Below are 14,309 nucleotides of genomic sequence, written 5' to 3'. Positions count from 1 at the left end.
GGCAGCCGTGCAGTGCTCAGCACCTCACTCTTTCGGAAAGTCCGCGCCGATGCTGATGTCACGAACCTGCTCGATCTGCTTCAAGCGTGCCTGACGATCAGCCACCACGGCGTCATATCCCCAGCTGCCCAATACAAGATGACGTGGCGCATTGGCTTTTTGGGTCAGGGCGATCATCGCCTCTGCGGCGCGTACCGGATCCCCGGCCTGATTGCCGCTCGATTGCCTGGTCGACTCCAGACGCTTGGTGGCAGTGTCCTTGTAGTCGTCGATACGCGATGGCGTCTGGCGTAGTGAGCGTCCCGCCCAGTCGGTGCGAAACGGCCCCGGCTCTACGCACGTGACGGAAATCCCCAGTGGCTTGACCTCCGCGAGCAGCGCGTCGGAAAAACCTTCGACGGCGTGCTTGGAGGCTGCGTAGTAGCCTGATCCTGGAAAGCCGATCAGGCCGGCAACCGAAGTGATATTGATGATGTGGCCGCTGCGTTGCTCACGCATGATCGGCAGCACGGCGCGGGTGATGGCGAACAGACCAAACACGTTGGCATCGAACTGGGCACGGATTTCAGCGTCTTCGCCTTCTTCGATCGAGCTCTGATAACCGTAACCTGCGTTGTTGACCAGCACGTCGATTTTGCCGAACTGCGACTTCGCGGCGGCCACGGCGGCTTCTATCTGGTCTGCCTTGCTGACGTCGAGGTCGACAGCCAGTACCTGGCCTTGCGTGCCCTCGGCCAGGTCAGCGACTCGCGACTTGTCCCTGGCCGTTGCGACGAGACGCCAGCCGCGAGCGATGACGAGTTTGGCCAGTTCGCGGCCGAAGCCGGTGGAGCAGCCGGTGATGAGCCACACCGGGGTATTGGTCGATTCGCTTGCCATGTCATTTTCTCCTTCATAAGGGGGACTGATGCTTGTGACAGGGCATAACGGGTGTCGTTTCATTGAGTCGCCGGTCGGAATCACGCCTCGGCAAGCGGGTTTTCAGGAACGCTTCTCATCGCTGCCTGCTGAGCCAGAAACAGCTGTTAAATCAGTTTTTTGGCGCTAGAATCGGCGCGCCTTAAGAAGTCTGGCCGATATCCACCGGATATCAGCCATAAGCCTTGGTGCAGATGGCGCAGCCTCTGTCAGGCTTTTTTTATTGCCTGTATTTCGGGTGTAAACTTGCCTTTCGCGCACTGGCGCTTTCAGGTCCCGTGAACATGACACAGATCTCCGAACGTTTCCTGGTGCAGGCGCATCTTGATGCCAAACAGCCCAGGACGTTGAGCCCGGCAGAGCAGGCGCGTTACCGTGCCGACATTGCAGAGGAACTCAAGAAGCAGGACGCCGTGCTGGTCGCTCACTATTATTGTGATCCGGTTATCCAGGCGCTGGCCGAGGAAACCGGTGGTTGCGTGGCCGACTCTCTGGAAATGGCGCGCTTCAGCAATAACCATGCGGCCAGCACTGTGCTGGTGGCGGGTGTACGTTTCATGGGCGAAACCGCGAAAATTCTCAACCCGGAAAAACGCGTGTTCATGCCGACACTCGAAGCCACCTGCTCGCTCGATGTGGGGTGCCCGGTCGACGAGTTCTCCGCTTTTTGCGATCAGCACCCGGAGCGTACCGTGGTGGTGTATGCCAACACCTCGGCAGCCGTCAAAGCCCGTGCGGACTGGGTGGTGACCTCTGGCTGCGCGCTGGAGATCGTCGAGAGCCTGATGGACAACGGTGAGAAAATCATCTGGGCGCCAGACAAGCACCTGGGTCGTTACATTCAGCGTGAAACCGGTGCCGACATGCTGCTGTGGGACGGTGCCTGCATCGTCCACGAAGAGTTCAAATCCAAGCAGCTCGAAGACATGAAAGCCCTGTATCCCGAGGCGGCGATTCTGGTTCACCCGGAGTCGCCGGAAGCAGTCATCGAGCTGGCTGACGTGGTCGGCTCCACCAGTCAGATGATTGCCGCAGCGCAACGCTTGCCCAACAAGACGTTCATCGTCGCCACTGACCGGGGCATCTTCTACAAGATGCAGCAGCTGTGCCCGGACAAGATCTTCATCGAGGCGCCTACGGCCGGCAACGGCGCGGCGTGCCGGAGCTGTGCACATTGCCCGTGGATGGCGATGAATACGCTTGAGCGTACCTTGCAGTGCCTGCGTGAGGGCAGTAACGAGATAGTCGTCGACCCGGCGCTGATCCCCAATGCCGTGCGTCCATTGCAGCGCATGCTGGACTTCACCCAGGCTGCGCGCTTGCGACAGGCAGGCAACGCCTGACAGCAGTGATGAAAAAGCCCGACTAAAGTGTCGGGCTCTTTCATTGCCGGTCGTATCGGGCGCCTCGTGGCGCCGGACGATCAGTTCATCATGTCCTTGACCATCCGCTCCTGCTCGATCAAATCCTTTTGCCGCGCATCGATACGTGATGCCAGCTGAAAATTATTGGCCGCACGGCGTTTAGCGAAGTCCAGTTGCTGGATCGCCTGACGGAAATCGCCGACCAGCGCAAAGTATTCGGCGCGCGCCTGATGCAGGCCGATGGTGTTGCCGTTCAGGCCACGCGTTTCCGCCACGACGTACCAGATGTCCGGATCATCCGGGCGGGTCTTGAGCAGCGCTTCAAGGCTTTTCTCGGCTTCGGCGGTGCGGTTCTGCTTGAGCAGCACGTCGATACGCACGTCATTGAGCGGATAATTGCCGGGGTACAGCGTCAGCATGCGATCGACACGCTGCTGCGCATCGGCCAGCCGGTTATTGGTGATGTCCAGGTCGATCTGCGTCAGGTTATAGGTAATGTCGTTCGGCGCTTTTTCGAGCAGTGGCTTGAGGGTCTCCCTGGCCTCGTTCAGTTGTCCGCCCTTGATCTGCGCGATGGCCAGGCCATAGCGCGCCGGATCGGATTTCGGGTTTTCAACCAGTTGCGCACGGAAGCGTTTGGCGGCGATGCCTGGGGTTTCTTCGTAGATCAGTGCCACACGGGCGCGCATCAGTTGGTACAGCAGGCTGTCTTCCTTGCCGCCCGGTTTGGCCTGCTCGGCACGGTTGCGTGTGTCGGCGATCCGCGACTCGCTGACCGGGTGAGTCAGCAAAAACTCCGGAGGCCTGGCGTCGAATCGATATTGGCGCATGAGGCGTTCGAACATGGTCGGCATGTTGCGCGGGTCATAACCGGCCTTCTCCAGGTTGAGAATGCCGATGCGGTCGGCCTCCTGCTCGTTCTGGCGCGAAAAGCGCCGTTGTTCCTGGATCGCGGCAGCCTGTGAGCCGGCGATGGTGGCAATACCCGCATCACCGGCGCCTGCGGCTGCCATGACGATACCCGCCAGCATCGCGGCCATGACTGGCACTTGCATGCGCTGCTGGGCCTCGATGCCCCTGGCGAAGTGGCGCTGCGACAAGTGAGCCAGCTCGTGAGCCAGTACCGAAGCGTACTCACCCTCGGTCTGCGCGTTGAGAAACAGGCCACCGTTGACGCCGATGATGCCGCCGGGTGCGGCAAAGGCGTTGAGTTGCGGGCTGTTGATCAGGATGAATTCAAGCCGCCGGTCCTGAACCTGACTGGTCTCGGCCAGGCTGTAGACCGAAGTTTCGACGTAGTCCTTGAGTTGCGGGTCCGACAGCTGCGCCACTTGGCCGCGCAGCAACCCCAGCCACGCACGGCCCAGACGGTGCTCCTGTTCGGGGGAGACAATCGAGGAGCTGGCGTCACCAAGCGAGGGGAGGTCATCCGCCATGCCGTGTGTAGCGAACAGGCAGGCTAGGGTGAGCAGTGTAGGACGCAAAAAATTCATGCACGAAGCTCTGGTCAGAAGAACCTGTACTGTAGCTGGCTCGATGGCGTGCTGACCAGAGTGAGGTATTCTTGCCGCCTTGTTCGTCCTGCCTTTTCGGACCTGCTTTGTAATTCGATGTGTCCGCCTGGAGATAAACGATGTCTGACGCTGTAGTGCGCCCCGAGGCCTGTGACGCCGAATTGGATGCCAGTGGTCTCAACTGTCCGCTGCCCCTGCTGAAAGCCAAGATGGAGCTCAACCGCCTGGCCAGCGGCGCGGTGCTGAAAGTAATTGCCACCGATGCCGGTTCGCAGCGCGATTTTCGAACTTTTGCCAGGCTCGCCGGGCACGAGTTGCTGCATGAAGAGTTCGATGCCGGCATTTATCGTTACTGGCTGCGCAAGGCCTGACCCACAGCAGCGTTTTTTTCCGAAAAGGATGTTTGATGTTCAATGTGCTTCGCAATTGGGTGCAACGCTACTTCTCTGACGAGGAGGCGGTGGTCCTGGCGGTTTTGCTGTTTCTGGCGTTCACCCTTGTCCTGACGCTGGGCGGCATGCTGGCGCCGGTCATCGCCGGTCTGGTGCTGGCATTTCTGATGCACGGCCTGGTCAGTGTTCTGGAACGCCTGCGCATGCCCGAAATGGCCGCCGTCGGTCTGGTGTTCACCCTGTTCATCGGCGTATTGCTGGTGTTCCTTCTGGTATTGGTGCCACTGCTCTGGCACCAGTTGATCACTTTGTTCAACGAAGCCCCGGGTATGCTCGCCAAATGGCAATCCGTGCTGTTACTGCTGCCCGAGCGTTACCCGCATCTGGTGTCCGACGAGCAAGTGCTACTGGCCATTGAGGTTGCCCGTGGTGAAGTGGGCAAGATCGGTCAACTGGCGCTGACGTTCTCGATCTCCAGCCTGCCTCTGCTGGTCAACCTGATGATCTATCTGGTGCTGGTGCCGATTCTGGTGTTCTTCTTCCTCAAGGATCGGCACATGATCGGCCGCTGGGCGCGTGGCTATCTGCCCCGTGAGCGCGCTTTGATCAACCGGGTGGCGGATGAGATGAAGCGCCAGATTGCCAACTATATTCGTGGCAAGGTCATCGAGATTTTTATCTGTGGTGGCGTGACCTACATTGCTTTCGCCGCGCTCGGGCTCAATTACGCGGCGCTGCTGGCAATGCTGGTCGGCATATCGGTGGTCGTGCCTTATGTCGGCGCGGTAGTGGTCACCGTGCCTGTGGCGTTGATCGGTCTGTTCCAGTGGGGCTGGGGCGATCAGTTCATCTACCTGATGATCGCTCACGGCATCATTCAGGCGCTGGATGGCAACGTGCTGGTGCCGCTGCTGTTTTCCGAGGCTGTCAATCTGCACCCGGTCGCAATCATCTGCGCCGTGCTGCTGTTCGGGGGACTGTGGGGGTTCTGGGGGATTTTCTTTGCGATTCCGCTAGCCACGCTGTTCAAAGCCGTGCTCGACGCCTGGCCGCGCAATGAGCCGACGGTAGCCCCATTACTTTGACGGTATAGCTGCGACAGCAGGGCTGAATCGCTGCGGCACCTTGCGCGCCGCAGCGGGGCACGCTGATCAGCCTTTGTTCAAGGCTTCGGCCTGCGCCAATACTTCAGCCACATGGCCAGGCACTTTCACGCCGCGCCATTCCTGACGCAGTACGCCTTCCTTGTCGATCAGGAAGGTGCTGCGGTCGACGCCCAGGTATTCCTTACCGTAGAGCTTCTTGAGCTTGATGACGTCGAACAGCTGGCAGACGGCTTCGTCCTTGTCCGATATCAGCTCGAACGGGAAAGACTGCTTGGCCTTGAAGTTTTCGTGGGTCTTCAGGCTGTCGCGGGAAACACCGAGCACAACCGTGTTGGCTGCCTGAAACTGCGCGATATGGTCACGAAAGTCCTGGCCCTGCGTGGTGCAGCCGGGCGTGTTGTCTTTCGGGTAAAAATAAATCACCACCTGCTGACCCTTGAGCGCAGACAGTTCGACAGTTTGTCCGCTGGTAGCGGGTGCCTGAAAATCGGGAACCGGATGATCTACTGTGACAGTCATGAGGACTCCTTACATTGGGGCTTGTGGGCGCCAGGGTTCGATCAGTGCGTCCAGATTCAACGCGTCGGCGAAATCGAGGAATTGATCGCGCAGCCAGCTGATCTGTGTCCCGGCAGGCAGTGTCACCGTGAACGTGGCATTGAGCATGGTGCCGCCGGTCTGCGGAGCCTGATAGGTGTCGCAGATCAGGTTCTCCAGCTCGACGTTGTGGTCGATGAAGAACTGGCACAGCTCATTGATGATGTCCGGGCGGTACGCCGAGCTGACGTAGGCCACGTAGGGCAGGGCTTCAGGGCGGTTCTCCAGAGTGGCGCTGCGCACGACGCTGGTCGTGAACGCATGCTTCTTGGAGAGACTCGCCAGGCCGGTTTCAAGGCGCGCCAGAGCGTCCCAGCTGCCCGACACCTGAAGAATCAGTGCACTGCACTCGCCGTGGCGGGTGAGGCGCGAGGTGACGACCGAGCAGCGGTTTTCATGGCTGGCGCGGCACAGGACGTTGGTCAGCTCCATGGGGTTTGCGCCAAGGGCACTGATGACAAGGAATTGTTCGCGAACTGTGGGGGTGGACGACATGCAGCATTCCTAGACGATGAGCGGTCGGTACTTTTTCGGACTTGCGGGGCTGTTTCGACAATCGATGGCGCAAGATTACTTGCCGGGTCCCTCGGCGCCTGGCTCGCATGGATATACCATGACTGGGCTGGAGTGCGCTGGGGCGGGGCTTCTGGCGACAAATTCGACCGATTGAGCGAGGTGCGCAGGTGACCAGTACCGATCAAAGGACGAAGGGTAGCGAAAACCATCGCTCAGGGGAATGCTCAGAGCGCGGTACTTCGCTTGTACAAGGCTGATAGCGCCAGTACCATTACGGCTCTCTTTTTCCGGCAGGAGCGGTTGCATGATTGCGGGCAGTATGGTGGCACTGGTCACACCAATGGATGCACAAGGTCGTCTGGACTGGGACAGCCTGAGCAAACTGGTTGACTTCCACTTGCAAGAGGGCACCCACGCCATTGTTGCCGTAGGCACCACCGGTGAATCGGCGACGCTGGATGTGAACGAACACATCGAAGTCATCCGCCGAGTGGTCACTCAGGTTGCAGGTCGCATTCCGGTCATCGCCGGTACAGGCGCCAATTCGACGCGTGAAGCCGTCGAACTGACCACCAACGCCAAAAATGCGGGTGCCGACGCGTGCCTGCTGGTGACGCCTTACTACAACAAGCCGACTCAGGAAGGCCTGTTCCAGCATTTCAGCCACATCGCCAATGCTGTCGACATCCCGCAGATCCTCTACAACGTGCCGGGCCGTACGGCCTGCGACATGCTGCCAGAGACCGTTGCGCGTCTGTCGACGGTAAAAAACATCGTTGGTATCAAGGAAGCCACCGGCAACCTGCAACGCGCCAAGGACATCCTGGCCAGCGTCAGCAGCGATTTTCTGGTGTACTCCGGCGACGACGCTACAGCAGTCGAATTGATGCTGCTGGGCGGCAAGGGCAATATTTCCGTGACCGCCAACGTTGCACCGCGCGCCATGAGCGATCTGTGCGCAGCGGCCATGCGTGGCGATGCGCAAACGGCCCGGGCGATTCACGAAAAGCTCATGCCGCTCAACAACACCCTGTTCATCGAATCCAACCCTATCCCCGTGAAGTGGGCATTGCATGAAATGGGTTTGATGCCAGACGGTATCCGTCTGCCGCTTACCTGGCTCAGCGAAGCCTGTCATGAACCGCTGCGTCAGGCCATGCGCCAGTCCGGCGTCCTGGTTTAATTGAGGAAGTATCACGCAATGAAGCGATTGGCCGGACTTTCCGCACTTGCTCTTATTATCTCCAGCACCAGCGGTTGCGGTTGGCTCTGGGGCGAAGATGGTTACTTCCGTGATCGCGGCAGTGATTACCTCCAGGCGACCCAGACCCCACCCATGCAGTTGCCTGCCGATGTTACCGGCGTCAAGCGTCTGGATCCTTTGCTGCCGATCCCGCGTAACGTGGCTGACAGCACCCAGAAAGACGGCGAGTACATCGTGCCCCGTCCTCAGCCGCTGGGCACGACTTCCGAGTCGAGCGACTTCAGCCTGCAGAAGAGTGGTGATGCGCACTGGATCCTGGCTCAGCGTCAGCCAGCCGAAGTCTGGCCGGTGGCCCACCAGTATTTCGAAGACAACGGTTTCCGTATCGCCGAAGAGCGTCCACAGACGGGCGAATTCAGCTCCTCGTGGCAGCGCCTCGATGAGCTGTCCGCTTCGGTGGCCAAGCGTCTGAGCGCTGCTGGCGTCTCGGCCGACTCGGAAACCCGTGTACGGGTTCGCATCGAGCCGGGCGTGCAGCGCAATACCAGTGAAGTCTACGTGGTCAGCGTCGAGCGTCCTGCCGGCAGCACTGCCGACGTGGCCTTCCCGACACGCACCACTAACCTGGGCCTTGATGCCGCACTGACCGACGATCTGCTGGCCAGCATGGGCCGCAACGCCGAGAAGGGCGGTTCGATTTCCCTGTTGGCGGCACGTGACTACGACACCCCAAGCCGTGTTGCCTTGAGCGAAGACGGCAGCGGCAACCCGGTCTTGAACCTCGGTGCCGATCTGGACCGCGCATGGTCGAGTGTCGGCCGTGCGCTGGATCAGGGCGACTGGCGTGTCGAGGACATCAACCGCAGCCTGGGTCTGTACTACATCAACCTGGCTGAAAAAGCCAAGACGCCTGAAAACGAGCCTGGTTTCTTCGGCCGCATGTTTGGCAGCAAGTCGACCAAGGAAGAGATCGATGCCCGCGCCGAGCGCTATCAGGTCCGCCTGAGCAAGGTCGGTGACAACGTTCAAGTGACCGTCGAGAAGAACATCAACACCGTTGCACCTGCGGATATCGCACGTCGGGTGTTGAGCGTTATTCAAGACAACCTGGGTTAAGTGCGTTTCGCGGTTCTCGGCAGCGGCAGTCGTGGCAACGGCACGCTGGTCGCAAGCAACGATACGTACGTACTGGTCGATTGCGGTTTCTCCCTGCGGGAAACCGAGCGGCGCCTGGCTCGTCTGGGCGTCTCGGCAAGCCAGCTGAGCGCCATACTGGTGACCCACGAACATGCCGATCATGTGCATGGCGTGGGTTTGCTGTCGCGGCGCTACAATGTGCCGGTCTACCTCAGCAGCGGGACTTTGCGCGGAATGCGCAAGCCGGTGGAGATTGCCGGCCTGCTGGCAGGCGGGGAGAGTCTGCAGATCGGCGCACTGGACATCGACGTGGTGTCGGTCGCTCACGATGCACTGGAACCGACGCAGTTCGTCTTCAGTGACGGCAAGCGCCGCTTTGGCCTGCTGACCGACCTTGGCTCTTACTGCTCCAACGTATTACAGCGTTATCAAGGCCTGGATGCCTTGATGATCGAGGCCAATCACTGTCGCGACATGCTTGCCCGAGGCCAGTATCCGGTCTTTCTCAAGCAACGCGTTGGCTGTGAAACCGGTCATTTGAACAACCATCAGGCTGCCAGCCTGGTGAGCGAACTGGGATGGCAGGACCTTCAGCACCTGGTGCTGGCGCATCTCAGCAGCAAGAACAACCTGCCGCACCTGGCCCGGCAATGTTTCGTCGACACCCTCGGGTGCGACCCGGACTGGCTGCAACTGGCCGATCAAGATTCAGGGCTCGACTGGCGACATATCGCCTAGCCCAACTACTTAGCAAGCGGAGCCCATCATGGAAAAACGTGAAGAACTCTACCGCGGCAAAGCCAAATCGGTTTACAAGACCGACGACGCTGACCGCTTGATCCTGCTGTTCCGCAACGACACCTCGGCGTTCGACGGCAAGCGCATCGAACAGCTCGACCGTAAAGGCATGGTGAACAACAAGTTCAACGCCTTCATCATGCAGAAGCTCGAAGAAGCGGGTATTCCCACCCAGTTCGACAAGCTGCTGGGCGACAACGAGTGCCTGGTCAAGAAGCTCGACATGATCCCGGTCGAATGCGTTGTGCGTAACTACGCCGCTGGCAGCCTGGTCAAGCGTCTGGGCATCGAAGAGGGCACCAGGCTCAACCCGTACACCTTCGAACTGTTCCTCAAGGACGACGCCAAGGGCGACCCGTTCATCAACGAATCCCACGTTGTGGCGTTCGGCTGGGGCACCGCCGAGCAACTGGTTCGCATGAAAGAGCTGTCGATCAAGGTCAATGACGTGCTGACCAAACTGTTTGACGACGCCGGCCTGCTGCTGGTCGACTTCAAACTCGAATTCGGCGTATTCCACGGTGAAATCGTCCTCGGCGACGAATTTAGCCCGGACGGCTGCCGCCTCTGGGACAAGGACACCCGCAAGAAAATGGACAAGGACCGCTTCCGCCAGGGTCTGGGCGACGTCATCGAAGCCTACGAAGAAGTCGCAAACCGTCTGGGCGTGCCGCTGTAAGCGGAAAAAACACGCAAGCGCTTGATAGCACGAAAAAAAAACAGCAGAAGGGCTTCGCCTTCTGCGTTGATGCTGTTATGATGCGCGCCGTTGGAGAGATGCCAGAGTGGCCGAATGGGACGGATTCGAAATCCGTTGTACCTTCACCGGTACCTAGGGTTCGAATCCCTATCTCTCCGCCATTATTTGAAAAGCCCCGCAGATTGAGCTCTGCGGGGCTTTTTCGTTTATGGGATGTACATAGATATTGTACGTAAATCCTATCCCAGTATTGGGCCTACAACACCCCATATGCCATCTACTGAGTCTGGTCGGTTGCTGCCCCTAGTTCTCTCTATCAGAAGCTCCTCACAAGCCTGTCGTCGCCTTTGCGTAGGCCAAGCCGATTGATTATGGCAAGCTCGTGCTTCGATAATGTTTTTTTAAGGTAAATTTGAGCGAGAATACTTGAAAAATCGTCGACGATGTGGACACGTTATGTTTCATTGATTATTGTGAAGGGAATGTGTCATCAATTTTTTGATGGTCGCTCTTGAAAGGGAATTTTGATAGTGAGAAATCGTGTCAGTGTATTGACTGAGGCGCAGCGAAATGAGCTCGTTGTTGAGAACTTCATTTATCATATTCTGAAATCTGGCGAGGAAGAGCCTGAATGTCTGGATGAGGTTCTTCTTTCAAGCGATACACAAAGGGCATTCTTCAAAAAAATCATATCGGAAACAGGGCAAGGTACTCAGTACACTTTTGTCGATAAAGAAACTTCGCATCTAGTGACAGCATGTAATGCAATTATTGATAATCCCGATAGTCAGTTTGTCGAACAGTCTAAAGAGATAGCTAGATTGTTTTTGGGGCAACATTCAGCTGGGCAAACAGCCGATGGGGTCCTAATAGTAGCAAGGGTGACAATAATTTCTGGAACTTCAAGGCAGTCCCTAGTCGCTTTAATTAAGCTGGATTATAGTACCGTGCTGCGTCAGCAAAGAGATGCAGTGCAGAACACGAGGGTTAGATTGGAAGAAATTATAGAAGCTCTTTCCGAGCAGGCTGCTGCTGTTCAAAAGAAAGCTCTAATTCAGCTCGGAGACGATTTTGCCTGGGATGTACTGGCAGTAGAACGGAAAAAAACAGGTGCGGTGCTCGATACGGAAGACGCTATTACCGATTATTTTAAGCGATTCCTTGGCGTCCGTCTTAGAGTAAATGATTCTACCTTGACTAAACAGATGGTAGTGGCTTGCCATCGATGGGCAAGAGCGTACGGCGGGGACTTGGGGGGGTAAAACTCCTTCAGACGTTAGGCATTCAGTAATCGGTTTACTTGACGCTTTTGCGGATGGTGAAATTGCGTATAGCGATATTAAAGATCGCGTCTGTACTCATACTGATCCAGTAGAAGTTGCTCGGATGAAAAGCAGCTTTGACTCGCACATGGGGGAGCTTGGGCTTGGTGGAGTATCTTTTTCACCCAAGCCGGGGTCAATTCCGAACAAGGATAGGAAAGGCGAGTGGGTCACTGATGCGGGGGTCAAAGTAATCTGGCAGGGAGAGCGTAATCCAAGCATTTTGGACAAGAAAAAGCAGGCTGATGGTTCATACATAATTACCATTAGAGCTACTACCGTGGAAGAGCGAGAGTAGTTATGGCTGTCGATCTAGGATTGTTTTCCGAGCTTTTAGTTCGTTTGCAGCGGGAGGCTGATATTTCTTGCAATGAGAATACGTTTGGAGCTAACTACTCTGGTCTTCTTAGGCCTCCTTCTCGGACTGTGTTAGGCGAGTTATCTAAGTTGATTTGTGAGCATGCTATAACGAGCATTCGCTTGCAGGTCGATGGGCAAGATGAAGCTTGGGATGAGGTGGATTTTACTGACCAGCGCATGCTCGATTGGGTTGTATCTGTAACTGATAAGGCTGCTTTGCTGCGAGATTCCCTAGCAACAAATGTCGATATAGATGGATTATTGTTTTTTGACAAAGCCTACTTTTTAGATAGTTGGCTTCCAAAAGTATCTTGTTTGCTAGGTGGTGATCTACACCAGAGTCTTCAATCTGAAAGACCGCTTAAAATATTTGTATGCGGTATCGATGCTCCGTTTGGAGGGCCTAGAATTGCAATAGTTCCGACAAATAAGTTCGATCAGGTTTTACCTGTTGAGTGGATGATGTCAACAAAACTTCCCAATCTGGAGAAGCTTCTTAAATCGGTGCACTTTGTTACCGGAAATGCCATGATGGTGTCCCCTGAGCGCTTTTTTTTCAATTGGGGAGACATTGATAACGCTATCGCAGTCTACTTTAATAAAGCTTGCGTTGTTTACTCCATGATCTCACTAGTTCAAGAATTTTATAGTTGGAATAAAGTTACCTTGAAGGGGCGCAGAAAGCTTGAATTAAGTGTTTTTGATGGCGAATTGCAAGAGTTTTCGAGACGGGATGTCGATGTCGTGATCGGTTGCGTTGAATGGTGCTACGCAGAAAGCGATGAAGAAACTAGAATATTACTTGTTGTCGATAGGCTGACTCTTGATTTGAAAGATAATCAGGCTTTAATCGGTGCGGTTCGTCTCGTATTTGCTGCCTTTACAGAGGCAAAGTCCAGGTATAAATATGTAGTTTTGGATAGGAAAAAAGATTATACGAAGGAACTATCCGATATACAGAAAGACTTGTCTGGTGTAGTTGATAAGTATGTTTCGGCAAGTCATCAATTTACGGGAAGCTTACTTGCAGATGTGTTGGCTTTGGCGTTTGTGCTGACTGCTGGGGTCGTATCTCGCAGATTTATTGCTGAGGATGCATTAAAGAGTCCAGAAGCTGTGGTGTTGTTCAAGTCGTTTTCTATTTATTTGGTTGTGGCCATGATTTTGAGGTTCTGGGGGGCAGTTTCTGTAAGTCTAATTTCTACAAAGCTGTTTAGAGATTGGAAAGGTATAGTTAGGTCACATATGTCGGCAGATGAGCTTCAGAGAATCGTTGATAATTCTTTGTTTTCGGTTAAATTGAATTTTTGGATTACGTGCGTTGTTGTATTTATTATATATGTAGTTATGGCGTTGTCTTGTTGGAATGTTGAGTTGACACTGAGTTTGTTTGGAGTCCTAGAACGATAGTGAACGGCTTTTTTGTAACGTCTATTCTCCGTAATTGGAATGAATTCTGTAGGGTGAGGTCTGCGTTTTTTGGACAATAAGCAGCGTTTTTCGCTGCCTATTACAAAAGCCAAAGGCGTGTTCAGTGTAGTGGTATAACTCCTATTTTTTAAGTTTTCTTTGATATAATCTTGAAGTGATAATTGAAGCCAGCCAGCCAAGTATAGTTACAAAAACTAAAGAAGCGATGAGCAGTACGCTGATTATCAATGTTTCTGCCTGCTCGGATCCATTGACGTTGAAGAGATTGGAGAGAGTTGTATACAGCGCGTTACCGATAGAGGTTTCCAGTACTTTTCGAACCAGTCCGCTTCCAATAAGGTATCGGGTGAGGAACGACGCTATCAAAAAAATCACGAAAGATTTTATGATTACTTTAACAATACTCATCATTTTCTTTCTCTCGGGTCTATTACGTCTAGAATGCCGAAATATTTCTGTCCGGATCCTTGAAGTCTATCTCCTTCCATATTGTGTAGGTATTTGCTTAGCTGATCAAATGCTATTTTAGATGTCATGGTGACACACCCTTCGCTCCGGCCCAAGGGGCCGACAGGATGTATTCTGAAATTCGCTCTTGTTACGTCATTGACGGTTGTTTGATCATCAATGCGCCCATCATCTCGGTAAAGTGACAACCAGCCACTACGATCAGTTTGCGCATAAAAATCCTTGATTGGATCTCTGATCCAACCCAGCATCCCACCACTCTCCCTGTCTAATATGTAATATCTGCCGGGCGGCAGCGGTCCGAACTTAGCGTTGCTAATCTCGGAGGGGTCATTGACAAAGCCTTCCCTTCCTGAAAAGGCCTCATAGCTCTCATTATTGCTGCAGTGCATTATACTGGTTGTCTGGCCATTCAGCTCATAGGTGCAATATGCAATCTTGTTTGTATCAACAATTGGAGAAACCATGAACGTAGTCCTCTT

Annotated in this window: 15 protein-coding genes and 1 tRNA gene; 10 read left to right on the top strand and 6 right to left on the bottom strand. The window is 55.1% G+C overall.

Translation table 11 applies throughout. The annotated features are described in order from the left end of the window. Nucleotides 1–24 precede the first annotated feature (24 nt). Nucleotides 25–879 (bottom strand): oxidoreductase, encoded by an 855-nt coding sequence (locus JOE34_RS23960; protein ID WP_044311757.1) that lies wholly within the window; start codon nt 877–879, stop codon nt 25–27. 323 nt (nt 880–1,202) lie between these two features. Between JOE34_RS23960 and nadA the strand changes: the two genes are divergently transcribed. After that, nucleotides 1,203–2,261, top strand: a complete 1,059-nt coding sequence (nadA, locus tag JOE34_RS23955) for a quinolinate synthase NadA (protein ID WP_003345534.1) — start codon at nt 1,203–1,205, stop codon at nt 2,259–2,261. An 80-nt stretch (nt 2,262–2,341) separates the two neighbouring features. Here the strand turns inward: nadA and JOE34_RS23950 are convergent, their stop codons facing one another. Next, complete coding sequence (locus tag JOE34_RS23950; RefSeq protein ID WP_003409438.1) at nt 2,342–3,775, bottom strand: M48 family metalloprotease; 1,434 nt, start codon at nt 3,773–3,775, stop codon at nt 2,342–2,344. A gap of 140 nt (nt 3,776–3,915) precedes the next feature. Between JOE34_RS23950 and JOE34_RS23945 the strand changes: the two genes are divergently transcribed. Both JOE34_RS23945 and JOE34_RS23940 read left to right on the top strand, forming a co-directional pair. Continuing rightward, complete coding sequence (locus JOE34_RS23945) at nt 3,916–4,167, top strand: sulfurtransferase TusA family protein (protein ID WP_032658501.1); 252 nt, start codon at nt 3,916–3,918, stop codon at nt 4,165–4,167. Nucleotides 4,168–4,202: 35 nt separating this feature from the next. Continuing rightward, nucleotides 4,203–5,273, top strand: coding sequence for an AI-2E family transporter (locus JOE34_RS23940; RefSeq protein ID WP_004406094.1), 1,071 nt, complete (start codon nt 4,203–4,205; stop codon nt 5,271–5,273). A gap of 66 nt (nt 5,274–5,339) precedes the next feature. On the opposite strand, the gene JOE34_RS23935 is transcribed toward JOE34_RS23940, so the two are convergent. Both JOE34_RS23935 and JOE34_RS23930 read right to left on the bottom strand, forming a co-directional pair. After that, nucleotides 5,340–5,813 (bottom strand): peroxiredoxin, encoded by a 474-nt coding sequence (locus JOE34_RS23935; protein ID WP_003317382.1) that lies wholly within the window; start codon nt 5,811–5,813, stop codon nt 5,340–5,342. Nucleotides 5,814–5,822: 9 nt separating this feature from the next. Next, a complete protein-coding gene (locus JOE34_RS23930; protein WP_003368263.1) occupies nt 5,823–6,386 on the bottom strand; it encodes a glycine cleavage system protein R in 564 nt (187 codons plus the stop codon). 325 nt (nt 6,387–6,711) lie between these two features. On the opposite strand from JOE34_RS23930, the gene dapA reads away from it, so the two are divergent. From dapA to JOE34_RS23895, 7 genes are all read left to right on the top strand, one after another. Continuing rightward, entirely contained in the window at nt 6,712–7,590 is an 879-nt protein-coding gene (dapA, locus tag JOE34_RS23925) for a 4-hydroxy-tetrahydrodipicolinate synthase (protein ID WP_003317384.1), read from the top strand. Between the two features lie 18 nt (nt 7,591–7,608). Beyond that, a complete protein-coding gene (bamC, locus tag JOE34_RS23920; RefSeq protein WP_003421238.1) occupies nt 7,609–8,727 on the top strand; it encodes an outer membrane protein assembly factor BamC in 1,119 nt (372 codons plus the stop codon). After that, the gene (locus tag JOE34_RS23915; protein ID WP_011267088.1) at nt 8,728–9,486 is read left to right on the top strand and encodes an MBL fold metallo-hydrolase; all 759 of its coding nucleotides are present in this window, start codon (nt 8,728–8,730) and stop codon (nt 9,484–9,486) included. Nucleotides 9,487–9,514: 28 nt separating this feature from the next. Next, nucleotides 9,515–10,225 (top strand): phosphoribosylaminoimidazolesuccinocarboxamide synthase, encoded by a 711-nt coding sequence (purC, locus tag JOE34_RS23910; protein WP_003430849.1) that lies wholly within the window; start codon nt 9,515–9,517, stop codon nt 10,223–10,225. A 92-nt stretch (nt 10,226–10,317) separates the two neighbouring features. Next, nucleotides 10,318–10,407 (top strand) — tRNA-Ser (locus JOE34_RS23905). 369 nt (nt 10,408–10,776) lie between these two features. Next, nucleotides 10,777–11,508, top strand: a complete 732-nt coding sequence (locus tag JOE34_RS23900) for a nucleoid-associated protein (protein WP_209996753.1) — start codon at nt 10,777–10,779, stop codon at nt 11,506–11,508. A 360-nt stretch (nt 11,509–11,868) separates the two neighbouring features. Then, a complete protein-coding gene (locus tag JOE34_RS23895) occupies nt 11,869–13,338 on the top strand; it encodes a hypothetical protein (protein WP_103712920.1) in 1,470 nt (489 codons plus the stop codon). Nucleotides 13,339–13,479: 141 nt separating this feature from the next. On the opposite strand, the gene JOE34_RS26010 is transcribed toward JOE34_RS23895, so the two are convergent. Both JOE34_RS26010 and JOE34_RS23890 read right to left on the bottom strand, forming a co-directional pair. Continuing rightward, nucleotides 13,480–13,770 (bottom strand): hypothetical protein, encoded by a 291-nt coding sequence (locus JOE34_RS26010; protein WP_245227058.1) that lies wholly within the window; start codon nt 13,768–13,770, stop codon nt 13,480–13,482. Then, entirely contained in the window at nt 13,767–14,294 is a 528-nt protein-coding gene (locus JOE34_RS23890) for a DUF2778 domain-containing protein (RefSeq protein WP_209996750.1), read from the bottom strand. The genes JOE34_RS26010 and JOE34_RS23890 overlap by 4 nt, the downstream gene beginning before the upstream one ends. Between the last annotated feature and the right edge of the window lie 15 nt (nt 14,295–14,309).

This window comes from Pseudomonas sp. PvP028 (assembly GCF_017832255.1).
In the GTDB taxonomy this organism is placed as follows: Bacteria; Pseudomonadota; Gammaproteobacteria; order Pseudomonadales; family Pseudomonadaceae; genus Aquipseudomonas; species Aquipseudomonas syringae.
The sequence above is the reverse complement of the archived record's forward strand: the minus strand, read 5'-3'. Positions and strand labels throughout refer to the sequence as shown.